We start from the raw sequence: 22,327 nt of genomic DNA, 5'->3' as shown, positions 1-22,327 counted from the left end.
TATACGAAGGCTCCCGCTGGACAGGATCCGTCACCAGATGACGGCGATCCCGGCGTTGAGTATCGAAAGGACGCCGACGGCGTAGAACAGTGGACGCGGCGCAGGCTCGCCAGAGCGTCGCTGGCGGGCACTGCCCATGCCGATGACACCCCCGAGAATCACGAGGACCACGAGTTTGACGCCGAGCTTCGTGTAGTCGAGTTCGATTCCTGCAGGCCACGGCGCGGCCAATGCGAGGCCGGTGACGAGCGACAACAGTAGCCCGTAGTCCATCACGCGGGTCATACGGAATCGCCGGGCCACTGTTTCGGTGACCCATCCGCCGAATGTGACTGCGAAGCCGACGATATGAAGAAGTACAACAACGTCGCGAAGCAGATCCATTCGAATATCCTTGCATTATCGGTGGGTATGACTCGGCCAGAGCATCTTCGGCTGTGACATATACAGGACAGTCAAGACCTGCGGGGAGGGTAGTGGTTCATCAACACCACTGGTTGACGCAGGCCATCGCGGGTACCCGGAACCATGACCGAAGACCCGAAAGCCAACCTGCCGAACAAACACGTCGTGGTGACCGGCGCGACCGGGAATGTCGGCACCGCCGTCGTCCGAGCGCTCGGCACCGACCCGAGTGTGGGCTCGGTGCTCGGTGTCGCACGACGTGACACCGACTGGACTGCACCCAAAGCACAATTCGCGGCCGTCGACATCGCCGTGGACGATCTCGATTCGACACTGCACGGCGCCGACGCCCTCGTGCATCTCGCCTGGCTTTTCCAGCCGACGCACAAACCGGAGGCGACGTGGTCCAACAACGTGCTCGGCACGATTCGAACGTTGACCGCGGCCGCAGCAGCGGGGGTATCGACCATCGTGGTCGCGTCGTCGGTGGGCGCCTACTCCCCGGGTCCACGGGATGATCGCAGGGTCGACGAGAGTTGGCCCACGCACGGGTGGCCCGGCGCAGCGTATCCACGAGAGAAAGCGTATCTGGAACGGTGGCTCGACGCTTTCGAGCTCGGCCACCCCGATATCAGAGTGGTGCGCATGCGGCCGGGTTTCATCTTCCAGCGCGGGTCCGCGTCGGCACAGCGGCGGATCTTTGCGGGACCCTTCGTGCCGGGCTCACTCCTGCGCACCATCCCTGTCGTCCCCGACATGCCCGGGCTACGCATGCAGATCGTCCACGCCGATGATGTCGCCGAGGCCTACCGGCTCGCCGTCGTACGCCCCGTCCGCGGAGCGTTCAACATCGCTGCAGAAGATTCGGTCGACGCGCGCACTCTGGCCGATGTACTCAGCGCACGTGTCGTCGCTGTCCGCCCGGGACTCGTACGGTCGGCAGTCGCCGCCGCGTGGCACGCCCACATCGCGCCGGCCGAACCCGGATTGCTCGACACCGTACTGCGCCTGCCATTGATGGATTGTGCCCGCGCGCGTGCTGAACTCGGCTGGTCCCCGGCTCATGCGCCTGCTGACATCCTCGATGAGTTCGTCGAGGGGCTGCGCGCCGGTGCCGGACTTCCCACCCCGCCTCTGGCGCCCGACTCGCCGCGGGGCCGGATAAGGGAAATCGCCACGGGAGTGGGCGTCCGTCCCTGATCCACTTCGTTGCCGACACGCATCGGCCACAGCGGTCGAATCAACCGCTGTGGCCGATGATCGTGCAGATCGACACTCTCAGAGGAAAACCCTCCGATTCCCTCTAGCGGAGTGCGATTACTGCAGCGTTCCGAGTAGCTGTGCACTACCGCTGGAGAGCGTACCGAGAATGGCATCGAGGTTGTCGATTACTGCCTGCAGGATTTCGGTCATTCTTCCTCCTCGTGTAGATACGGACTCGGTCCGCATTCATTTCTTCTGCATCAGGGCCGTTTCCCATCTGCACACATCGCGTACCCAGACCGTTCGCCCAATCACCTACACGACAGAAAAAGGAGGGTGATCTATTTCACAGACAATACAAGTTTCATTCGTGTTGCCACGCAGGTGCGCACTCCGGACAAGAAAATCGCCGTGGTCGACATCGAGTCGGCCACGGCGAGTTTCAGGCAGCAGAGATCAACGACGAACGCCACGCCCCGTGACTGCCTTGACGAGGAACAGCAGAATAACCGCCCCGAGCAAGCACGTCAGGAAGCTGAAGATCAGTCCGCCACCCTCGACGTCGACTCCGAGCAGATTCAACAGGAAGCCGCCGAGCAGTCCACCGATGATGCCGACGACGATGTTGAGGAGAATGCCCTGTTGGGCGTCGGTGCCCATGAATTTGCTACCGATCCAGCCGGCCAGGCCGCCGATGATGATCCAGCCGATAATTCCGAGTCCGAGCATCGCTACAAGTCCCTTCTCGTGCATCAAGGCAAGCGATGTCCGGCACAGATCCACTCCGTGCCGGACATCGACAGCGTCCTCGCTGTATACCCATCGAAGAGCGGACTACACCTGTTTGCGCAGATTTTCGGGTACGCGGTGTTCGTGGAGCACGAAGCCCGCACAGGTCGTGAGTTGCCCGGCGACGTCTCACCGCCGCAACTCCACCGTCTCGTTCATGCGTCCCAGTTTGTGCGGATTGGCGATCCCGTAGATGTGGGTGATCCTGCCGTCGGCAACCACCACACTCACCACGACCGTGGCGCCGTTCGCAGTCAGGCGTGCACCCGCCATGCCGTTGATCCGAGTGGCAGCCACCTCGAAACCCCGAAGCTTCGGGTAGCGAACCAGCAGCGAGGCGAGCCGCCGCGCTCCGACGACCGGCTTCTTCGATGCCGGCGCCACTCCACCGCCGTCCGCAATCGCGACGACATCCGGGGCGAGGACCTCCATCAACGCCTGGATATCGCCCGTCGTGACTGCTGCCAGGAACTTCTCGACAATCACAGACTGCTCGCCCGGATCGACCTCCATCCGGGGTCGTCGCGCGGCGACATGTCTGCGGGCACGGTGAGCGATCTGCCGGACCGATACCGGCGTCTTCTCCACCGCAGCGGCGATCTCCTCGTACGGAGTATCGAAAACCTCACGCAATACGAAGACCGCACGTTCTGCCGGTGCGAGTGTCTCGAGCACGGTGAGCATCGCGATGGAGAGGCTGTCGGCCAGTTCGAGATCTTCCGCAACATCGGGGGTGGTCAGGACAGGCTCGGGCAGCCATTCTCCGATGTACTCCTCGCGTCGCCGCGCCGATGTCCGCAACTGGTTGAGCGACAGACGAGTGACGATCCGGACCAGGTATGCGCGGGCGTCGCGTACCTCTGTCCTGTCCGCGGCATCCCATCGCAGCCATGCTTCCTGGACGACGTCCTCGGCGTCGGCTGCCGAACCGAGCATCTCGTACGCGACTGTGAAGAGCAGGCCGCGGTGGGCGACGAACGGATCGTCGGTCATGACTTCGACGCTACGGCGAGCGGCTCGAGAGCGCAGCTCGCCGCATATTCCTCCGAACTCACACCGAGCGCGATGTTGGAGCGCGTCGCGAAGTTCGAGAACGCGATGTGGGCCGTCAACTCGACCAGTGCGGCCGGACCGAGTGTATCGAGCAGGCGGGCCGACAATTCGTCGGTGACGGTCGGCGGGGTAGCGCTCATCGCCTCGGCGTACTCCATCACGTCACGTTCGAGTGGTGTGAACACCTCGGACTCGCGCCACCGCGGTGTCTCACGCGCCTTCTTCTCGTCGAGACCCTTGTTGTGTGCCTCGAAATACCCGTAATCGAGACAGAATTCGCATCCGACGAACGCCGCCGCCGCCATGTTGGCGAGCGACTTCAGATTCTCGTCGCACCGGTCCCATCGCTTGATTCTGCGGCCGACACCGAGACTGAAGTTCATCACCTTTCGGTTGTGCCACAACACGGCTACACCGTCGGGTACGTTGCCGACCATGCGTCGCGATATGGCCTTGACGAGTCCGCCGTAGAGTCCGGTCATTTCCGCCGGCGGGATTCTGGTGGTCATCATTCCTCCGATCGAAGTGGTGTCGACATGAAGACACCGGAGATGCCTCGAATGTGACACGCAGTTCGAAATTCGAAGGCTCGATGAGGTAGTGCATCGTCGGGGCACCGAATGTGCCCGGCCGGTGTAATGAATTCTGCATCGTGCACGATGTGGAGGGCATGAAAATTTCACATCGATTGACTTCAGCTGCAGCTGCCGGACTCCTTGGCACTGCAATGTTCGTTGCGGCACCGGGCGTGGCCAGTGCCGCCGACCCATGCATGCTCGGGTGGTCGAATGTGGGACCGCGATCCTGCGCTATGAACGATGTCGGGACAGCGCCGGTGTTGACGTTGGGAAATGGCATCTGCGCAGGCATATTGAGCGCGTCCGGCACCGCGTACGACGGTCCGCTGTACGAGTATTCGAATGCGCCGGGTTCCACTCACTCCGTGGAACTGCGTATCACGCAGGGGTTCTCACCTTTGGGTGAGTGGGCGCCGACATTCCTGGCCTGCGACGTCACCGCCATCATCGATTGGCGCAACCTCGACACCGGGCAGAGCGGTTCGGTGAGCCACTTCGTTCCCGCACGCCACTCGAGCACCACTCCGATGGTCGTGCAGGTACATACGGGTCCGGGGCGGGTCCAACTCACTCTCCGGACCGACCGGCCGAACATCCCCGTGTCGACCGAAGTGATCGTGCCCTGACGCCTGCAATACCGGGCGCCGGGCCATCCATCACACAGTGTTGTCCCGGCCCGGCCTCCGGTACTGCAACCACGCCATAGCGGCACCGCACGCAATCACCGACGCCACCGACGCAGCGACCGTCATCACCGTCCACGTGCTCGGCACATCTTCCGGAAAGGCCTGATTCGCTTCGGTGAGCGGGGTGTATGCGGTCCATCCGAACTGGATCATCAACGGCAGCGCCATCACGGCCGGCAGCGTCAGCGACGTCGCAGTCACAGTTGCGGTGGAGGGCAGGGACGAGACGATCGTGTATGCGGCAGCACACGGTAGGACGAAGATCGTCGATACGAAATGCATGTTGTCCCATGGTGCCCGCTCGAAGATCGCCGTCGCCGCGACGAGCGCCAGCACTCCGATCCCGACAAGCGGCACCGGATAGCGGCGGCCGAGCCACACACCGAGAGCCACCAGTGCCGACGGGATCAACAGGATCGGCCACGCGCCCGGGGCCAGCTCCTCTGCTGCACGAGCCGAGACGAGCAGTGCAGCAGCGGCGAGAAGCAGCTTTCCGGAGCGGTTCCGCAAGCTCAGTGCCGCGATGATCACGATCGGCACGATCAGGATGCCCAGAATCCATCGCCCCTGCCCGAAGTCACTCGTCGGCGTGTACAGGGCACGGTCGAACGACCAGTACAAGATGATTGCGACGAAAGGGATTCCGACTCCGGCCACCAGCTCACGCGTGTCCCACGCCCGTGCGTCGTCGCCCGTATCGATACCGCCGATCACCGCTGTCACGATCGTGAAGACAGCGACGGCAATCGCCGAGGTCAACCACACGATATTCGCTGGTTGCTCACTCACCTCGACGTACGCGGCCCAGCCGGGGGACGCGGCCGCAAACCTTCGGTATTCGGCGATCGGCGACGCCGTCAACAGACCGGCGACCACAGCACCGGAAAGGACGCTCTGCCGAGACAGCAGTTGTGGTCCCCTGCATATCGTCAACAGGCCACCGAGAATCAGGCCCGCGCCGATCGTCGCGGGATAGGTGTCGTAACGCCATGCTCCGGGCAACGCGACGATCGCCACGAGCAGAGTCCCTGCGAGGACCGCGATTGCCACCTGGGAGCGGCCACGGCACACCGTTGCTACGAGTATCGCCACGATCGAGCCCGCCGCGACCGCTGCGACATCGGAATCGAACACCGCGTTCGAGCCGAAGTCGATGTAGGTGTCGACGCTGGGCTCACCCAGTACGACACCTGATGCAACACCCCCGGCGACGATGAGGACGTATCGCAAGGCAGAGACCATGCCGCCACCTTCGCCGAACTGCCGGTTCGGGCACCGACGACACGCCGTTCAGGCCTCACGCGCATCCTCTGCGGCGTAACTCGCCAGTAGCTCGCGCTCGGCGTCGCGCTTCGGGAATGCGAAGAACACAAGTACCGCACCGAGGAGGACGATGGCGATCGCTGCCGCGTATGCGCGTGTGTCGCCGTCGAGGAATGCTGCTCGGGCTGCGGCGATGATCTGCTGCGCGTACTGCGGATACCGTTCAGCGATGTTCGCCGCACCCGCGAACGATTTCTCCAGTGCGGCCTGCGTCGGTTCGCTGACCGACGACGCCTGCGGATTCGCGGCAATCGTGGCTGCGAACGATGCCGAATACCCCGCTGTGAGCAGCGCTCCGAGAATCGACTGCACGATGGCGCCACCGAGGTCGCGCTGGAGATCGGCTGTTCCGGAGGCCATGCCCGCGCGCGACACCGGCACCGAGCCCGTCAGCGAGTGGGATGCCGGTGTGCCTGCCAGGCCGACACCTGCGCCGAGGAACATGAAACCCAGGGCAACAACCCAGTAGCGGGCATCGGCGTCCCACATCATCAGAGCCACCACCAATCCGAGCACGATTGCGACGTATCCCAGCAGCAGCGTGAACCGAGCCCCGTGCGACTCGACGAGCTTCGCCGACTGCGGCGCCACCAGCACCATCACCAACGCAGCGGGCAGCGCGGCCGATCCCGCGGCGAGTGTCGAATACCCGAGGACGTTCTGCAGGTACTGCTGGCTGATGTACATCGTCCCCATCAGCGTGCCGAACACGATGATGCCCGCAACAGCCGCGACCCAGAAGGTCCGACGCCGCGCGATCCGCAGATCGAACAGCGGATTCCGCGCCCGCAGTTGACGGATCACGAAACCCACACCCGAGGCGACAGCGATCGCGAGCGCAGACACGGCGACGGTGGTCATTCCGTCCACCGGAGCAAAGTTGATACCGATGACGAGTGATCCGACGAGGACTACCGACACGATTCCGCCGAGGTGGTCGACGGGGTCCGTCGACTCGTTGACATGGCTCGGCACGATCGCGATCGTGAGGCCGAGCGCCACGAGTGCCAGCGGGATCGTCACGAGAAACACCGATCCCCAGAAGAAGCCTTCCAGCAGCGACCCGGCGACGAGCGGCCCGAGCGCGGTGAGACCACCGCCGATCGACGACCACAACGCGATTGCTCGGGTCCGGCCCGCTCCCGACCACAGCGCCGTGATCAGCGCCAACGTCGTCGGATAGGCGAGCCCAGCCGACACTCCCCCGATCACCCGGGCCAGAAACAGGATCCCCTCGTTCGGTGCAAGGCCGGCGACAAGCGACGCGGGCACCGACAGCGCCATGCCGAGGAGCAGCATGCTCTTGCGTCCGTAGCGGTCGCCGATGGCGCCGAGATAGAGGACGGACGCCGCCAATCCGAGCGAGTATCCGACCGCGATGAGGTTGAGACTGGTCTGAGTCGCATCGAAGGCTTTCCCGATATCGGGCAGTGCGACATTCGCAACGGCGAGGTTCAGGTTCGCGACCGCCGCGACGAGGATCAACGATGCCAGCACCAATGGTGCGCGAGTGGGACGGCCCTGGTCGGGTGTGGTCACAGAACAATGGTGCGCGCACCGTGCGGTTTCAGGTTGCGGTTCGCGCCAGTTCGGCACTCCGGACAACCGTCGCGGTCAGTGCGAATGCTTCCGCTCCCGATCAGCGGAAGTTGCCCGGCGACCGTTGCGGTCAGGACCTACCGTCGGTCCTCGTACAGCGCAGGGATTGTGGAGAAGGGGTGACCATGGCATCGACTGCCTCGGCAGAGACCAACGAAGGTGTCGCGACCTGCGCCCCACCCACAGGCCATGTGATCGAGGAGGTCGCGGATGCAACGCGACGTCTCATGGCGGCGGTGTTGCGCACCGGACGCGACAACCCACACCTCGCCCGCATCCGCGACACGCTGCACGAGATCGCGGACACGCTCGACGAGCACTCCCCCGACCTCGACACGCGATTGGTCGAAATGTGGGAGGGAAACGGACCGACGCGCCACAGTCCTGTCACCGGCGTCGACAATCCGATCGCACCGCCGCTGCAGTTCCGGGGATACGACGACGGATCGATCCGCGGCGAAACCACGCTCGACCTGCCGTACCAGGGGCCACCGGCAAAGGTGCACGGCGGTGTGTCTGCGCTCCTACTCGATCACGCTCTCGGTAACGCGAACGACTTCGCGGGCGAGCGTGGCATGACAGCGCAGCTCACGGTCCGGTACCACCGCGTGGCGCCATTGTTCGAACCGCTGACGGTCGCTGCCCGTCAGGTGTCGCGCGACGGCCAGAAAATCCATACGATCGGCGAGATCAGCACGTCCGACGGGGAGGTCTGTGTGTCGGCCGAAGGGCTTTTCATCGCCGGGTATCTCGCGCGCCCCCGCGCGGAGTGATTCGTCCGCATCATTTCCGCCAGAACACGTGGTGAGTGACACCGCTCGCACTGGGTACGACGTCCAGGTGGAACCTGTCGCGCAACTCGTCGGGTGATTCCCAGAGCCGGAGACCTCGTCCGTACTTCACGGGCGACACGGCTACATGCATGGTGTCGACCAGATCGGCGTCGAGGAACTCTTTGATCGTGGTGACGCCACCGCCGAGGCGCACATCCTTCCCTTGTGCGGCCTCGCGTGCCTGCTCGAGGACGGTTGCCGGGTCGCTGTTCACGAAGTGGAACGTGGTGTCGCCGAGCGTGAACGACGGGCGCACATGATGGGTCATGACGAACACCGGCGTGTGGAACGGAGGCTCGTCGCCCCACCATCCGAGCCATTCGTGGTCGGTCCAGGGGCCACGTTGCGGACCGAACTTGTTGCGGCCCATTATCTCGGCCCCGATGTTGTGCGTGAAGTCGCGTGTGAAGTAGTCGTCGAGACCGCGGCTTCCACCGGGGTCCGTGCGGTTGGGCCAGCTCGCTGTGGCGCCGGCCCACGCGAACATGTCACCGTGGTCGAGGCCGAACGGATTCTCGAAACTCTGGTTCTCGCCCGCAGCGATACCGTCGCTGGACACGCCGAAATTCTGAACTCTCAGCAGCTGGCTCACCGTGATCTCCGTCTTCTCTTCCGATAGTCGTGACAGGTGAGACCTCCGGCGTCCGAAAAACTCATCGCACTACTGCGTCGAACGCGGCCCCCTGAACCGTGATTTTCCTACACTGGGACCACCGGCAAGGAGAGACGGACATGGACGACGCACCCGGACCTGCCTACTTCCGCCCCGGCCGGAAGCGGTCTGCATGACCTCCAACATCGCCGCAAACTTTGCCTTGGTTCTGATATTCGTGCTGATCGGCGGCGTATTCGCTGCCACCGAAATCGCGTTGGTGTCGCTGCGCGAGAGCCAGCTGCGTGAGTTGGCCCGGCGCGGCGGACGCGGCGAGCGCACCGCCGCCCTCGCTCGCGACCCCAACCGGTTCCTCGCCGCAGTTCAGATCGGTGTCACCGTCGCAGGCTTCTTCTCGGCTGCCTATGGCGCCTCCACTCTCGCTCCCGATCTCGCCCCGGCCTTGCAGCACTGGGGGCTGTCCGACACCGCGGCGAACGCCGTTGCCCTGATCGGTACCACCTTGGTCATCTCCTACCTGTCGCTGGTGCTGGGCGAACTGGTTCCCAAGCGCATCGCCCTGCAACGCGCCACCGGAACGGCACTGGCCGCTGCCCCCACCCTTGATCGATTCGCGACCGTGATGCGTCCGGTCATCTGGTTGCTGTCGGTGTCCACCGACGCCTTGGTGCGCGTGCTCGGCGGCGATCCGTCCCGCAAGAACGAGGACGTCACCCGCGAAGAACTCCGCGAACTCCTGGTCGGGCACGAAGCACTGCCCGAAGACGAACGCAGTGTGCTCCGGGAGGTCTTCGACGTGGGGTCACGCCGGTTGACCGAGGTGATGCGTCCACGTACCGACGTGGACTTCCTCTCTGCCCGCACCCCGATCCTCGAGGCCCGCAATTTCGCCCTGGACAAGGCGCACAGTCGTTTTCCTGTCACTGCCGACACGGTCGACGATGTGATCGGCTTCGTTCACATGCGTGATCTCATGCTCGCCGACGCGGACACGCACTCCGGTACCGTCGGTGACCTCTGCCGGCCGATCCTGGCTTTGCCCGGCTCCATACCGGCCTTGGCAGCGTTGACGATGATGCGGCGCGACAATGCTCAGCTCACACTTGTCGTCGACGAGTACGGTGGCACCGCGGGAATCGTCACTATCGAGGACATCGTCGAAGAGATCGTCGGTGAGATCGGCGACGAATTCGACCCCACCGACGACCCGGATTCGGCCGAAGCTCCTGCTCGGCAACCACCGTTGCATCAGGAAATCGACGGCCAGCTGCACATCGACGACTTCGCCCGCGATACCGCAATCACCCTGCCCGATGGGCCCTACGAGACCGTGGCCGGTTTCGTTCTGGATCGCCTGCAACACCTTCCCCGCCTCGGGGAGAGCCTCACTGTCGACGGCCACCGTCTGACCGTCAGCGAACTCGACGGCCGCAGGGTCGTCCGCTTGCACCTGACGCGGCGCCACTGACGAAGCGCCGGATGCGTTCGGTCGACCCGCGAGAGCACGGTGCGTGGTGCATCATGGCTGCATATCGATCCTCGGGCTCCTCGCGTGCCCGCCGGCACCAGCGAGAGGACCGCGATGCTCAGGACCGCCGTCGTTGCAGCAGCCATTGCAACGTTCCTGGCCGCAACCGCAGGTAGTGGCATCTCGTTCGCACAGGACCGCGACGCCACCGACCCGATCGTCACGGCGCAAGCGTTGCTTGCCGACCCGGTGTCGCCGGACGGATCCCGGATCGTCTCGAGCGAAATCGACGGACAGCATCTGACACTGCAGGTCTATTCCGCGGCGATGGACAAGAACATCCCGGTCCGGGTCCAGCGACCACGGGACGCCTCCCAGGCCCGGCCCGTGCTGTATCTCGTCAACGGCGCCGGTGGCGGTACCGATGCTGCGACATGGTGGGCCAATACCGACGTCGGCGATTTTCTGGAAACACAAGATGTCAACGTGGTCATGCCCATCGGCGGCGCGTTCTCGTATTACACCGATTGGAAACGGGAAGATCCCAATCTCGGTCTCAACAAGTGGCAGACGTTCTTCCTCGACGAGCTTCCTCCGCTGATCGATGCCGCGCTGGGTACCAACGGCGTACAGGCCATTGCCGCGAATTCGATGACTGCCACCGCCGTGTTGCAGTACGCGATCGCCAAACCGGGCTTCTACTCCGCAGCAGCGGGTTACAGCGGATGCGCACAAACGTCGGACCCCATCGGCAAGGAGTTCGTCAAACTCGTCGTCGAGACATGGGGCGGCGGCGACGTGCGCAACATGTACGGCGAAGACGACGATCCGGCATGGGTGGAGAACGATCCGGTGGTCAACGCCGAGGGTCTGCGCGGAACCAAGCTGTTCATCTCCGACGCCACCGGCCTGCCCGGCCCGCACGAAACCCTCGGCAATGAGTTCACGGTCGTGGAACCGGATGCGAGTGTCGAGGATCAGGCGCTTGCGCTGGCGAACCAGGTCGTGGTCGGCGGTGTGATCGAGGCGGCCGTGCATTGGTGCACGACGAACCTGCAGAACCGCTTGAACGAACTCGACATTCCCGCGACGTTCGACCTGCAGCCTCGAGGTACCCATTCTTGGGGGTACTGGCAGGACGCTTTCCATCAGTCGTGGCCGCTGCTCGCCGATGCGCTGGGTCTGCCACCGGCACAGTGACCGTCCGATCAGCGCGTTCGGATCTCACTGAGGTCCGTGCCCACCGGGAAAGGCAGTGTGAACTCCTGCCCGACATCACCGACAGCATCGGATACCGCGGTCGTGACGATCACACGGTCGTCGTAGAGGTGCCTGATCCGCACCGTATGACCGTCGTAATGGAACCGGTTCATGAGGAATCGAAGACCACGGTCTTCGAGCACTTCCTCGGCCATCGTCCAGTCGGAGACCGGCTCGAGGGGTCGGCCCAGGCGGTCGATGGGAATCATCTCCGGCTCCTGTGACTCCAGGTCGATCCAGCCGATGACTTCACCGTCCTCGCGGCGGTGCGGAATCCAGTGGCTCGGAACAGCGCTCATACACCTCACCGTATCGGCATCGGCAGGTGTCCGTTGATCGCAGTGCGTTCCATTGCCACATCGGCTTCATTCGATTCGTCGACAGTCTGTACGTCCAGCAGCGTGAAGCCACTGTGACGTAGACAGGTGCACATTCGTCGTCGATCTGACAACATCCTCGAGTGACCAATGAGCGGATTGAAGTACAGCGCACCATCAAAGCCGATCCCGCGTCGATATTCTCGGTGCTCTGTGATCCCCAGGGACACGTTGCCATCGATGGTTCCGGAATGTTGATGGATGCAGAAGGCGACGTCGTGCGGGCCGTCGGCGACAGTTTTGTCGTGCACATGGATCGGGAAGCTCTCGGCGACTTTCCGATGGGCGAATACGACGTGACAGTGAATATCGAGACTTTCGTTCCGGACCGTGAAATCGCCTGGACCATCCTGGGGACCATTCGCCCGCAGATCGGGCACATCTACGGGTACCGCATCGAACCGGCCGAAGGCGGCTCTCTCGTGACCTCGTACTACGACTGGTCCGATATCGACCCGAAATGGCGTGAGGCGGGAATCTTCCCCGTCATCGCCGAAGGATCCCTGAAAGCAACCCTCGGTATCCTCGCGCGCACGGTACGCCGCGGATATCCGCGCTGATCGGGTCATTCATCCTCGCTGAGGGCGCTGTCGAATATCAATCCTGCTTCGGTACCCAATGGTCGTTCTCGAGGTCGTACTTCTCCTTGACCGCCCCGTAGGCTGCGCGCTCGGCCTCCTCGCCCTCCCCGACCCGCTTGACCGCTGCTTCGTAGGCAGTACCGTACAGTTCCTGCACCTCCTTCGACGATCGGCGGACCGTTTGCGGGAGTTCGTATCGATCCACTGGGACATCCCTTCGTCGACGACGGACATGCTGTCACCCATTGTGGGTCGGCCGGCGCCGGCGCGGTGCCGATCGGGCGAGTTCGACGAGGGAGGGCCGAGCCATGACGTCGGTGACAGGCGACTTCGAACTGACACACGATGAATTGCGTGTGGTTGCTCGCTACGTCGCCGAGTCCGCCCAGGAGGTGCTCCCCCGGTTCGAGGCCGTCAAGCCCAGCGATCCTCGACCTCGCGCTGCCTTGGACGCTGCCTGGGAGTTCATCGGCGGTGCGCGCCGAACCAAACTTCAGCGCATCACCTCGATGGATGCGCATCGCGCAGCCGCGGACGCTCCCACCGAGGTCGCGCGACTGGCCGCACAAGCCGCAGGCGACGCCGCCGCCGCGGCCTATCTGCATCCCATCGCGAAAGCCCACCAGGTCGGGCACATCCTTCGGGCGGCAGCCAATGCGGCACGTATCGCAGAGATCGAGGCCGGCGACGACCCGGCCGTCGGACACGAGATGATCGAGAGAGCGCGCATGCGAGCAACTCCGGTGTTGATCGACGTCCTGTGCCGGTATCCAGCGGCACCGACAGGCAGAAGCCGTGCTGCACAACTCATGGCCGTTCTGGACGTCGCATTGCGCTGAAGCAGCGCGGATCGTCGTGCACATCGCTCAACACACTTATCCCCAGGTGTGGAAGAACGGACAAACGCGACCAAGTGGTCGAAGTGCGTTCAAGACGCCTCCGTGCGGACTGCCGCAGTCACCGCCGGCGACCAGCGTCCGGCGTACTCGGCGATGGAGTTGTCCGTCGTATAGGTCGAGTCGAGGAGATACAGCCCTGGCGCCGGTGTCGTCGCACCCAGTTCCACCAGTACCGGCTTGAGCAGCAGGTCTGGCGCCAGTGCATGCGCCGGGCCTGCGCCCAGCATGAGCGGCACCGCGACGACATCGCGCAATCCGTCGCCGGTGGCGAATTGATCGAGGAACAGTTTCAGCACACCGGTGTAGGTTGCCTTGAACGTCGGACTGGCGAACACCACCAGAGCGGCCTCGGAGACAGTCGACACAGCGGCGGCGACGTCCTCGTCACCCCACCCGAGAAGACCTGCACCGAGGCTGATCACGTCGATCACGTGGTCGGGTTCCCGGCCGGTCAGTGCGGTAGCGAGCCGAACTCCGGCATCGAGAGTTCGGGAGCCGGGCTTGGGATTACCCGCAACGACGACGATCGACATGTTCACCTTCCAATCCTTCGGACGCCACCTTCGGGAGACGAGGGCACCCGCCATCCTCCACTTCCACCGTGCTCCCCGGAACGTTTTCATTCGCCTCGAATACAAATCGGCCCACAGCACACCGGCGATTCGGCTAGTTTGTCAGCGCAGTCCCGGCGCATTCTCAGCACAGCACGAACACGAGGGCGACAGATGAGCGACGTGAACCTCAGCAAGCAACATCCGGCTGCGTACGAGCAACTGGCGAGTCTCAATGAGCAGGCCGAAACCGCAGTGAAAAACGCGGGTCTGGATCCGCTCCTGGCCGAACTGGTCAAGATCCGAATATCGCAGATCAACGGTTGCGCATTCTGCTTACGGATGCACACGCGCGACGCGCTCGACAAGGGTGAGACGAGCGACCGGCTGGCCGTGGTCGCGGCCTGGTGGGAGTCTCAGTACTTCACAGCTCAGGAGCGGGCCGCGCTCGCCCTCGCCGAGCAGGTCACCCGGCTGCCCGTTCCGGAGACGGACGCCTGGGACGACGGATCGTTGAGCGCCGAACAGGCGTCAGCGGTGAGCTGGCTCGCGATCGTGATGAACGCGTGGAATCGGGTGGCGATCACCAGCCACTACCCCGTGGCGCCCTGATGTCTGCAGCGCAGACGATTCCCGAGCTTCACCACACTTTTCACTCACCGAGGTGGCATCGGCGATGCAACCGACGGATCGCGTCCTCCAGTTCCGGTGCCGGACCCTCGACGATGACGCCGGGCGCAACCTCGTGGATCGACAGGGGCTGCACCGGCGCCGCAGGAACGCCCATGTCCTCGAGCCACCCGGTGAGCTGCCGGGACGATGCGACGTAGACGATTCTGCCGAGACCGACCCACCCGTGCGCAGCTGCGCACATCGGGCAGTGTTCTCCCGAGGTGTATACGGTTGCGCCCGCACGACTGTCGGGCGTCATGTTCTCCGCCGCCCACCTGGCAAGTGCGAATTCAGGATGCCGAGTGCGGTCGCCGTCGGCGACTCGGTTGCGATCTTCCGCCAGGACTCGACCATCCGCGCCGACAAGTACGGATCCGAATGGCTCGTCGCCGGCCATCAGTGCTTCCTCAGCGAGTTCGATGCATCGATGCAGGTGTGCAAGATCAGCGTCGTTCACCACTGTAGTTACCCCTTCGTCGCACTCGATGGTGCCCGAGGACCACCGTAGATGCCACTGGGATACTCGGGTAGAACCACTCAGGACATCGCGTCGACAGCACCGACAATGAACATATGACCTCGATGAGCCACAGCCGCGGCGGCGAAGACCCGCACAGCTCCGCTCCCGCCACGATCGATACCGCCGTGACCGTTCTGTTCGTCATCGTGACCATAGTTTTCGCGGCCGTCGCATTCTTCGTGTCTCTGCTCTTCCCGATGGGGATGGATTCGTGCGGCCCCGACGGTTGCCAGGAGGGTTACCTCACCGCCGCATTCGCAGTCACGTGGGGAGGAATCGCTGTGGCCTGCATCGGCACTGTCGCGGGTATCGTCCTTGCCGCGCGACGACGAACACGCATGTGGGTGTGGCCGCTCCTCGGTGCCACGACGATCACGGTGGTACTGATGGTCGGCCTGAGCCTCGCCGAGCGCGCGGGCGCGTGACCGCCGGAAGATCTTTCGCGCCAGCAGGCGGGTGACGCGACTGGCGATGACTCGGTCGAACATCCGGCCGTTGGCAGATCAGGAGTGCGCTTTTCGGCACATACATCTTCGTGCCGCCGCATGGCATCTCCCAGTGCGGAGACACTTCCTCACCGCTACCCGGTCGTCATATCCCGATAGACCATCTCGGCCAACGCTTCTGACCTCACATCAGGATCTGCTGTTTGAGTTGTTCAGCGATCTGCGCCAACTCGCTGATGCATTGAGGAAGGGTTTCCACTACGCGGCGGACTTTTTCGTCATCGGCGGCGATGAGCGGCGCCGCCCGACCAGCTGTGGCCACCGAGATCAGCGCCACGGCTCCACTTCACCGATGTACGACGAAGCCGACGCATCACCGCAGGATACTCCCGCGTGTGGTTTCCGCAGCCACCCCGGTCCTCGCGCTGAGATCAATCCGGAAGCCGATTCGCCCGCCCCTCCCAAGAAGAGGTGGACAGTACCGACCGCCGCAACATCCGAGGAAGCACTTGCCAAGCAGCGGTGTCGCGATAACGCCTATCGCAACGATCTGTACAGGAGGCGGTACGACCCGAGCGTCCGGCCGATCAACGAGTACGTCGACACGTTGCGGGCCGAGCGTCGCGTGTCCATTCCGTATATCGCGCCGACCTACGGTGGCGTCGACGCGCGGTTGCTCACGCTCATGCAGGACCCGGGCCCGAAGACCGACCCGACCAATATCGACGGATCCGGCATGATCTGCCTGGAGAACGTCGACCTCACGGCCGCTCGGCAGAAGTTCTTCTTGGATGAAGCCGGCATCCACATTTCGGAGATCGTGTCGTGGAATGCCTACCCGTGGCCGAAGCCGCACCCCCAGACCGACCGATCGGACCGTGAGGCAGCCGAGACGCTGCGCGGATTCCTCCTGCTGATCCCGAACCTCGAGGTTGTGATCCTCAACGGCACTGTTGCCAAGCGTATTTGGTGTGTCCTCAAGGAAATCGACCCGGCGTGCATGGCAGGCATCTCGTCGTACCCGACATTTCACACGAGCGAACGAGCGGTCAATCCAACCCAGAGGTCGCTCGAGTACATCGCCGAGGTCCACAAGGACCTGAGCAACAAGTACGCAGCCGCCACCCGCCAGTTGCACAGCGTGTGAGTCCATCGATCCTCACACGCCGGAATGCGTCGACGGTGCCCCTAGGAGAAACACAATGTCGACGGCTCACCCTCCACCAGATCTTGCCGTGGAACCATCGTGCTCGTGGGCGCGCATCGTGGGTCTCAGCGGCGCAACGCAGCTGCGGAGATCGGCAGGCCCGCTGCTGCGAGACGGTCGCATACGTCGGCGGGGGTGCTGGGCGGGTTGCGCCACGCCGCGGCAGTCGCGCTGATCGCCTGGTGCACCCGCGCACCGTCGAGCGTGAACAGATCCATGACGAACTCATCGGGGTGCAGAGCTTCCATGCCGAACTGGGAAAGTTCGGTATCGGGGAAGTCGCGCAGGTTCGCGGTGACGATTACCTGCGCGCCGCAGCGGATCGCCGCGGCGAGTACATGCCGGTCGTCCTCGTCGGGCAGCGTCAGCGCCGGGATGAGTGTCTCGTACCCGGTGACCACGCAGTCCGGCACCGCTCGGTTCATCAGCTCCCGCAGCCTGGCCAAGGTGTCGGCAGGGATGTCCGGTCGGTCGGCGGCGAGATTGCGGAACGTCTCGTCGAGAATCCGGTCGGTCCACCTGGCGTGCACCAGTCCGGTCTGGGCCAGGCGAATCAGCACGTCGCGAAGCACGTTCGGGTACAGCACATTCGCGTCGTAGAGCACGGTGAAGGTCACGTCAGTACAGTCCGAGGTCCTCGGACAGCACGGCCAGCTCGTCCGCAGCCCCACGCGCGTCGCGCTGCTGGGTACGCCGGTACTCGAGAAGCGACGACGCCAGGATCCGGCGATGCCGGCCCACCAGTCGATACCGGATAAGGCCCTGGTCGAGGAGCTTGATCACGTGCGGGCGTGAGACGTTGAGCAGCTCGGCGGCCTGCTGGGTGGTCAGCTCCGCATGCGCAGGAACCACGGTCACGCCCTGGCCGGCCGCCATGTTCGCCAAGACGTCTTTTATCAATTCCAGAGCCGCACTCGGCAGGTGAACGGACTCTGTTGTCCCGGCGACGGTGACGTCAAGCGTGCCGGGACCAGGTTTGATGTCCCGCAGGGCATTGAGCGCCTGTCGTGCCTGTTCCTGCTCCACGGCACTGGGATGTTCGATCGCGGACATGCACACCTCCTCCAAATGAAATATACGCAGCAAGTGAAATAAACGCAAAGGTGGGCAATCTTCGACTCGCGAGTCCGCCCCGGCGGAAGTCGGCCTGGCTCGCTGTGGCGGATTCCTGAGTGTGCTGTTTGACGATCGCCTAACAGGAGACCAGGCGGAGTCGGCGTGCCTGGTCGGAGACGAACACGCGCTCGGGGTCGATACGATCCCTGGTCGTCCGCCATTCATCGAGCCGCGGGTACATCCGCGCAATGCGATCCGGGGTGCTGCGTGAGTCCTTCGCGAAGTAGAGACGGCCGCCGAGATCAAGGACCCGTTCGTCGAGTTCGTCGCAGAACCTGCCCAGGCCCTCGCGGATCGGGAAGTCGAGGCTGAGCATGTAGCCCGGCTCTGGCCACGACAACGGGGCCGGATTGCCTTCACCCATGCGCTTGAACACGTTGAGAAACGACCGGTGCCCTGACTCGGCGATCAGGCGGATGACGTCCGCGAACGGCTGTTCGGCGCCGAACGGGACCGAGAACTGGTACTGGAGGAACCCTCCCGGGCCGTACGCCCGGTTCCATTCTCCGAGCAGATCCAGCGGGTGATAGAACTGCGTCAGATTCTGGATTGTGCCCCGGCCGTGCTTCGGGTACATCCGGTACGCGGCTTCGGCCGCGATCCTCGTCGTTACCCGGTTGACCATGCCGCTCGGGAAGATATCCCGGACGGTTAATAGTTGGGGGGCGTTGAACCGCAACGGATCCCGGCGAAGCTTCGGCGGCAGTTGGTCTAGCGTTGCCAGCGACCCGCGGGTAAAGCCCGCCCGGCCCAGCTTCCGGCCGGTGGAGATCGTGTCGGGAACCGACATCGAGTAGTCGTAGCCCTCGTCGGATCCGCCGGTCAGCAATTCCATCGTCTCGTCGAGGGTCGCGGTGCGATCGTGGTCGGCGATGAAATACGCGGTCTCTGTATGCTTCATCCGTACACGTGCCCGCACGACGATGCCGGTCAAACCCATCCCGCCGACCGTGGCCCAGAACAGATCCCCGTCTTCACCGGTGGGCGTCAGCGTGCGGATGGACCCGTCGGCGGTGAGCAGATCGAGGGATTCGACGTGGTTGCCGAAGCTGCCGTGCGAGTGGTGGTTCTTGCCGTGTATGTCGGCTCCGATGGCACCGCCGATCGTGACTTGTCTCGTGCCAGGCAGCACCGGGACCCACAGGCCGTGTGGGAGAACGGCTCGCATCAGGGTGTCAAGACTGACTCCAGCCTCGAGATCAACGATTCCCGAGTCGGGGTCGATGCCGTGGATGCGGTCGAGGGCGGTCATGTCCACCACGAGGCCGCCAGCGTTCTGGGCGGGGTCGCCGTAACTGCGCCCGAGGCCGCGGGCGATGACCCCGCGTGGGCCTGCCCTACGTACGGCCTGGGTGATCACGTCGAGGTCGGGGGTCGAGAGTACGTCTGCTGGTGTCGCGGCACGCCTACCCCACCCGTACAGGGAACGCCGTTCGGTTCTGAACTCGGTCGTCACGGTCACCCGGGCCCACGATAACCACACCACGCTGCACCACCACTGGGCTCAGGCTTGGCAGATCGTGACGATCGTGGCAGGCAGTGGTCCGATGAACGTTTCAAACCGTCCGCCCAGCACGTCGAGGTCTATCCAGATGGGCTTGGGCAGCTCGTACACGGCTGCAACTGTTGCCACATCTGAAAATGCTCGAGACATACGGCATCGATAACTACTTCAAGTCCGATCCCAGGACTAAGGATGCGAGTAGCGCGATCTATCGCCTAGTTTGTGGCGGTCATTGCAGCAGAATGGACCCCATCTCGGGTCCGCCTGGTTTCGGGAGGGGCGTCATGCTAGCCGGTTTGGGGATGGAGCACCAGCACTCCGTCGATCCGGATCTGATGGTTGAGACGCTGAATCAGTGGATGACGATTAGGGGCAGGAATCTGCGGGAGTCGCTCGCCGGTGAGCAAGGGGAGAGGCACGGATTCCTCGTAATCGACGCGTTGAGGATGCCGGCGACACGCTGGGCTGCCGAACGAGGTCTCGACTTCAGACCCACGATTCCGCCTGACCTGCCTGAAGAGATCGACGTTCTGTGGGTCCTTGTCAACGAACTGCTGCTTCGCTTCGACCGCCAGACAGGCTGGCAAGCTCAGCTCATATCAGCAGTAGACTACGAAACTTTTGTTGCAGAGTAGCTGCCGGGTTCGAGGTTCCACTTCTCCATCCGCCGTGACTCGTTATCGGCGAGCAGTCGTGCGTCGCAGGTACGCCAGCACGGGAGTCTTCTCGAGGACAGGGTGCGGAACACACCGCATTTCCCGCAGCCCGTAACGCGTCAATCCCCGGACTACTTGCCAACAAAAAACGAGGTCACGATCTCTTTCGAGTTCGTGACCTCGTTCGTCGCAGTTCGTGGAACTGCTCACTGTGGGCGAAGGGGGACTTGAACCCCCACGTCCCGAAGGACACTGGCACCTGAAGCCAGCGCGTCTGCCATTCCGCCACTCGCCCGAGCAACGCAGAAAACAGTAACACAGCGCCTACCGAATCACCGATTCGCGAGGTCAGAGCAGCTTTTCGGGCTCCGGCCCCGTACCTCGACATGTCAGGTTGAACACGCGGAGTAATCCGCCCGGTCGAATCCGAGCAAAAATGGATACCATGCAGTAGCGAGATCTGCACCCACGACACGCTGGACCGGAAAGGGGGTCGTCATGGGTATCGCCCAACGCTTCGAGCGAAAGCTGCAGGCAGCAATCGGCGACGCGTTCGCCCGCGTCTTCGGTGGTGGCGTCGTCCCCCAAGAAGTCGAAGCTGCCCTCCAGCAAGAGGCCACCGACGGCGTCCAGCAGCTTGATCGTGGCCACACGCTGGCCCCGAACAAGTACGTCATCACCATCAGCGACTCCGATCACGAGGCCTTGGCGGCGGATCGGGACTTGACTGTGAAGGCGTTCGCGCGTCACCTTGAGGACTTCATTCGCGAACAGGGATGGCAGACATACGGTGAGATCCAGGTTGTATTCGAGTCGTCTTCGGCACTGCACACCGGGCAGTTCCGGACACGCGGCTCGGTCGACCCTGAGGCAGGGCGTCCACAGACGCACGTCCCGTCACAGCGGACCCCGCAGAACCGTCCAACAGTGACCCCCGAACCAGGAGTTGGCTCCATGACGCAGAACCCCGGCTACGAACCAAGCCGTGACCCCGCCGAGGCGGAAGCACAGTACGCACGAAACGGTCACGCGCACGGCGGCCAGGATCAGCGCTACGCACAGGGCTACAACGGTGGTTACGCCCCTCAGGGCGGCGGGTACGACGACCAGGGCGGTTACGACCAGCAGGGCGCGTACGGCGCCCAAGGCTACGAGCAGCCGGCCTACGACCAGCAGAACTATCAGCAGGCGTACGACCAGCAGGGATACGGCGCCCAGGGCTACCAGCAGGACCAGGGTGGCTACTCACAGGACCAGGCGTACGGCCAGGACCAGGCATACGGACAGCAGGCCGATCAGGCCTACGGACAGCAGGCCTACAGCCAGGACTACGGCCAGCAGGGCTATGCCGATCAGGGCTACGCCGATCAGGGCTACCAGCAGCAGGGATACGCAGCGGGCGCCGGATACGACCAGGGCTACGCAGACCCGGGTTACCAGCAGCAGGCGTACGGCCAGCAGGGTTACGCCGATCAGGGCTACGCCGATCCCGGCTACCAGCAGGCCGATCAGGGCTATCAGCAGCAGTCATACGCGGGCGGCGGTTACCAGCAGCCTCCCGCCGCGGCCGGACGTGTCCTGACCGCGACCCTGCAGCTCGAAGACGGCAGCGGCCGCTACTACCAGCTCCGCGAAGGCAGCAACATCATCGGACGCGGGCAGGACGCTCAGTTCCGCCTCCCCGACACGGGTGTGTCCCGCCGCCACATCGACATCCGCTGGGACGGGCAGGTCGCGATGCTTTCCGATCTCGGTTCGACCAACGGCACCACCGTCAACAGTGCTTCGGTTCAGGACTGGCAGCTCGCCGATGGCGATGTGATCCGCGCAGGCCACTCGGAAATCCTCGTTCGTATCCTCTGACCAGCGGAAAAACCGGCTCACCGGATCCACAGATCTCATCCGCAGCACGAGCTGCGGATCTGATTCTGCATGGAGTCGGTCGATGTCCGTATTGTGAGTGACCGCACCGAACCGGACGACCGCGC

General features: G+C 63.8%; 28 protein-coding genes and 1 tRNA gene. 12 read left to right on the top strand and 17 right to left on the bottom strand.

Features of this window, described 5'->3' with window-relative positions; genetic code table 11:
- Positions 1 to 30: 30 nt before the first annotated feature.
- Positions 31 to 384, bottom strand: a complete 354-nt coding sequence (locus tag ACSYG9_RS10540) for a Fe-S protein (RefSeq protein WP_454842377.1) — start codon at positions 382 to 384, stop codon at positions 31 to 33.
- A 144-nt stretch (positions 385 to 528) separates the two neighbouring features.
- Between ACSYG9_RS10540 and ACSYG9_RS10535 the strand changes: the two genes are divergently transcribed.
- Positions 529 to 1,605 (top strand): NAD-dependent epimerase/dehydratase family protein, encoded by a 1,077-nt coding sequence (locus tag ACSYG9_RS10535; protein WP_454842375.1) that lies wholly within the window; start codon positions 529 to 531, stop codon positions 1,603 to 1,605.
- A 459-nt stretch (positions 1,606 to 2,064) separates the two neighbouring features.
- Here the strand turns inward: ACSYG9_RS10535 and ACSYG9_RS10530 are convergent, their stop codons facing one another.
- The 3 genes from ACSYG9_RS10530 to ACSYG9_RS10520 all read right to left on the bottom strand — a co-directional run bounded on the left by ACSYG9_RS10530 (position 2,065) and on the right by ACSYG9_RS10520 (position 3,959).
- Positions 2,065 to 2,337: a GlsB/YeaQ/YmgE family stress response membrane protein gene (locus tag ACSYG9_RS10530; RefSeq protein ID WP_440127614.1), complete on the bottom strand. Its 273-nt coding sequence runs from the start codon at positions 2,335 to 2,337 to the stop codon at positions 2,065 to 2,067.
- A 189-nt stretch (positions 2,338 to 2,526) separates the two neighbouring features.
- Positions 2,527 to 3,390, bottom strand: coding sequence for an RNA polymerase sigma-70 factor (locus ACSYG9_RS10525; protein ID WP_440127113.1), 864 nt, complete (start codon positions 3,388 to 3,390; stop codon positions 2,527 to 2,529).
- Complete coding sequence (locus ACSYG9_RS10520) at positions 3,387 to 3,959, bottom strand: carboxymuconolactone decarboxylase family protein (protein ID WP_440127613.1); 573 nt, start codon at positions 3,957 to 3,959, stop codon at positions 3,387 to 3,389. The genes ACSYG9_RS10525 and ACSYG9_RS10520 overlap by 4 nt, the downstream gene beginning before the upstream one ends.
- Before the next feature lie 302 nt (positions 3,960 to 4,261).
- Between ACSYG9_RS10520 and ACSYG9_RS10515 the strand changes: the two genes are divergently transcribed.
- Positions 4,262 to 4,654 carry a hypothetical protein gene (locus ACSYG9_RS10515; protein ID WP_454842373.1) on the top strand — a complete coding sequence of 131 codons (393 nt, stop codon included), beginning with the start codon at positions 4,262 to 4,264 and terminating at the stop codon, positions 4,652 to 4,654.
- Between the two features lie 30 nt (positions 4,655 to 4,684).
- Here the strand turns inward: ACSYG9_RS10515 and ACSYG9_RS10510 are convergent, their stop codons facing one another.
- Positions 4,685 to 5,956, bottom strand: a complete 1,272-nt coding sequence (locus tag ACSYG9_RS10510; protein ID WP_454842372.1) for a hypothetical protein — start codon at positions 5,954 to 5,956, stop codon at positions 4,685 to 4,687.
- 48 nt (positions 5,957 to 6,004) lie between these two features.
- Positions 6,005 to 7,576 carry an MFS transporter gene (locus ACSYG9_RS10505; RefSeq protein WP_440127110.1) on the bottom strand — a complete coding sequence of 524 codons (1,572 nt, stop codon included), beginning with the start codon at positions 7,574 to 7,576 and terminating at the stop codon, positions 6,005 to 6,007.
- Between the two features lie 185 nt (positions 7,577 to 7,761).
- On the opposite strand from ACSYG9_RS10505, the gene ACSYG9_RS10500 reads away from it, so the two are divergent.
- Entirely contained in the window at positions 7,762 to 8,409 is a 648-nt protein-coding gene (locus ACSYG9_RS10500; protein ID WP_454842371.1) for a PaaI family thioesterase, read from the top strand.
- Positions 8,410 to 8,419: 10 nt separating this feature from the next.
- On the opposite strand, the gene ACSYG9_RS10495 is transcribed toward ACSYG9_RS10500, so the two are convergent.
- Complete coding sequence (locus tag ACSYG9_RS10495) at positions 8,420 to 9,061, bottom strand: dihydrofolate reductase family protein (protein ID WP_454842369.1); 642 nt, start codon at positions 9,059 to 9,061, stop codon at positions 8,420 to 8,422.
- A gap of 193 nt (positions 9,062 to 9,254) precedes the next feature.
- Here ACSYG9_RS10495 and ACSYG9_RS10490 point away from each other — a divergent pair, with 193 nt between their 5' ends.
- Positions 9,255 to 10,550, top strand: a complete 1,296-nt coding sequence (locus tag ACSYG9_RS10490) for a CNNM domain-containing protein (protein WP_440127107.1) — start codon at positions 9,255 to 9,257, stop codon at positions 10,548 to 10,550.
- Between the two features lie 114 nt (positions 10,551 to 10,664).
- Positions 10,665 to 11,750, top strand: coding sequence for an alpha/beta hydrolase-fold protein (locus ACSYG9_RS10485; RefSeq protein WP_440127106.1), 1,086 nt, complete (start codon positions 10,665 to 10,667; stop codon positions 11,748 to 11,750).
- An 8-nt stretch (positions 11,751 to 11,758) separates the two neighbouring features.
- Here the strand turns inward: ACSYG9_RS10485 and ACSYG9_RS10480 are convergent, their stop codons facing one another.
- The gene (locus ACSYG9_RS10480; protein WP_440127105.1) at positions 11,759 to 12,109 is read right to left on the bottom strand and encodes a hypothetical protein; all 351 of its coding nucleotides are present in this window, start codon (positions 12,107 to 12,109) and stop codon (positions 11,759 to 11,761) included.
- A gap of 161 nt (positions 12,110 to 12,270) precedes the next feature.
- Between ACSYG9_RS10480 and ACSYG9_RS10475 the strand changes: the two genes are divergently transcribed.
- On the top strand, positions 12,271 to 12,747 hold the full coding sequence (locus ACSYG9_RS10475) for a polyketide cyclase (protein WP_440127104.1): 477 nt from the start codon (positions 12,271 to 12,273) through the stop codon (positions 12,745 to 12,747).
- A 37-nt stretch (positions 12,748 to 12,784) separates the two neighbouring features.
- On the opposite strand, the gene ACSYG9_RS10470 is transcribed toward ACSYG9_RS10475, so the two are convergent.
- Positions 12,785 to 12,973, bottom strand: coding sequence for a ChaB family protein (locus ACSYG9_RS10470; RefSeq protein ID WP_440127103.1), 189 nt, complete (start codon positions 12,971 to 12,973; stop codon positions 12,785 to 12,787).
- 103 nt (positions 12,974 to 13,076) lie between these two features.
- On the opposite strand from ACSYG9_RS10470, the gene ACSYG9_RS10465 reads away from it, so the two are divergent.
- Positions 13,077 to 13,607 carry a putative immunity protein gene (locus ACSYG9_RS10465; protein WP_454842366.1) on the top strand — a complete coding sequence of 177 codons (531 nt, stop codon included), beginning with the start codon at positions 13,077 to 13,079 and terminating at the stop codon, positions 13,605 to 13,607.
- An 89-nt stretch (positions 13,608 to 13,696) separates the two neighbouring features.
- Here the strand turns inward: ACSYG9_RS10465 and ACSYG9_RS10460 are convergent, their stop codons facing one another.
- On the bottom strand, positions 13,697 to 14,200 hold the full coding sequence (locus ACSYG9_RS10460; RefSeq protein WP_440127612.1) for an NAD(P)H-dependent oxidoreductase: 504 nt from the start codon (positions 14,198 to 14,200) through the stop codon (positions 13,697 to 13,699).
- A 192-nt stretch (positions 14,201 to 14,392) separates the two neighbouring features.
- Between ACSYG9_RS10460 and ACSYG9_RS10455 the strand changes: the two genes are divergently transcribed.
- Complete coding sequence (locus tag ACSYG9_RS10455) at positions 14,393 to 14,830, top strand: carboxymuconolactone decarboxylase family protein (RefSeq protein WP_454842364.1); 438 nt, start codon at positions 14,393 to 14,395, stop codon at positions 14,828 to 14,830.
- 40 nt (positions 14,831 to 14,870) lie between these two features.
- On the opposite strand, the gene ACSYG9_RS10450 is transcribed toward ACSYG9_RS10455, so the two are convergent.
- Positions 14,871 to 15,350 (bottom strand): deaminase, encoded by a 480-nt coding sequence (locus ACSYG9_RS10450; RefSeq protein ID WP_440127100.1) that lies wholly within the window; start codon positions 15,348 to 15,350, stop codon positions 14,871 to 14,873.
- 113 nt (positions 15,351 to 15,463) lie between these two features.
- Between ACSYG9_RS10450 and ACSYG9_RS10445 the strand changes: the two genes are divergently transcribed.
- Positions 15,464 to 15,835, top strand: coding sequence for a hypothetical protein (locus ACSYG9_RS10445; RefSeq protein ID WP_440127099.1), 372 nt, complete (start codon positions 15,464 to 15,466; stop codon positions 15,833 to 15,835).
- A gap of 205 nt (positions 15,836 to 16,040) precedes the next feature.
- Here the strand turns inward: ACSYG9_RS10445 and ACSYG9_RS10440 are convergent, their stop codons facing one another.
- Positions 16,041 to 16,193: a hypothetical protein gene (locus tag ACSYG9_RS10440; protein WP_440127098.1), complete on the bottom strand. Its 153-nt coding sequence runs from the start codon at positions 16,191 to 16,193 to the stop codon at positions 16,041 to 16,043.
- Between the two features lie 15 nt (positions 16,194 to 16,208).
- On the opposite strand from ACSYG9_RS10440, the gene ACSYG9_RS10435 reads away from it, so the two are divergent.
- Positions 16,209 to 17,003, top strand: coding sequence for a hypothetical protein (locus ACSYG9_RS10435; protein WP_454842363.1), 795 nt, complete (start codon positions 16,209 to 16,211; stop codon positions 17,001 to 17,003).
- A gap of 125 nt (positions 17,004 to 17,128) precedes the next feature.
- Here the strand turns inward: ACSYG9_RS10435 and ACSYG9_RS10430 are convergent, their stop codons facing one another.
- From ACSYG9_RS10430 to ACSYG9_RS10415, 4 genes are all read right to left on the bottom strand, one after another.
- Entirely contained in the window at positions 17,129 to 17,680 is a 552-nt protein-coding gene (locus tag ACSYG9_RS10430; protein ID WP_440127096.1) for a PIN domain-containing protein, read from the bottom strand.
- 1 nt (position 17,681) lies between these two features.
- The gene (locus tag ACSYG9_RS10425) at positions 17,682 to 18,116 is read right to left on the bottom strand and encodes a helix-turn-helix domain-containing protein (RefSeq protein WP_440127095.1); all 435 of its coding nucleotides are present in this window, start codon (positions 18,114 to 18,116) and stop codon (positions 17,682 to 17,684) included.
- A 139-nt stretch (positions 18,117 to 18,255) separates the two neighbouring features.
- Positions 18,256 to 19,641, bottom strand: a complete 1,386-nt coding sequence (locus tag ACSYG9_RS10420) for an FAD-binding protein (protein WP_454842361.1) — start codon at positions 19,639 to 19,641, stop codon at positions 18,256 to 18,258.
- 42 nt (positions 19,642 to 19,683) lie between these two features.
- The gene (locus tag ACSYG9_RS10415) at positions 19,684 to 19,812 is read right to left on the bottom strand and encodes a hypothetical protein (protein ID WP_454842359.1); all 129 of its coding nucleotides are present in this window, start codon (positions 19,810 to 19,812) and stop codon (positions 19,684 to 19,686) included.
- A gap of 8 nt (positions 19,813 to 19,820) precedes the next feature.
- Between ACSYG9_RS10415 and ACSYG9_RS10410 the strand changes: the two genes are divergently transcribed.
- Positions 19,821 to 20,318 (top strand): hypothetical protein, encoded by a 498-nt coding sequence (locus ACSYG9_RS10410; protein WP_454842358.1) that lies wholly within the window; start codon positions 19,821 to 19,823, stop codon positions 20,316 to 20,318.
- Positions 20,319 to 20,551: 233 nt separating this feature from the next.
- On the opposite strand, the gene ACSYG9_RS10405 is transcribed toward ACSYG9_RS10410, so the two are convergent.
- Positions 20,552 to 20,634, bottom strand: a tRNA-Leu gene (locus ACSYG9_RS10405).
- A gap of 203 nt (positions 20,635 to 20,837) precedes the next feature.
- Here ACSYG9_RS10405 and ACSYG9_RS10400 point away from each other — a divergent pair.
- Positions 20,838 to 22,202, top strand: a complete 1,365-nt coding sequence (locus tag ACSYG9_RS10400; protein WP_454842356.1) for an FhaA domain-containing protein — start codon at positions 20,838 to 20,840, stop codon at positions 22,200 to 22,202.
- The last annotated feature ends 125 nt before the right edge of the window (positions 22,203 to 22,327 follow it).

The sequence above is a fragment of the Rhodococcus sp. SJ-2 genome (assembly GCF_053750035.1).
This window is presented reverse-complemented; position numbering and strand designations above follow the sequence as displayed.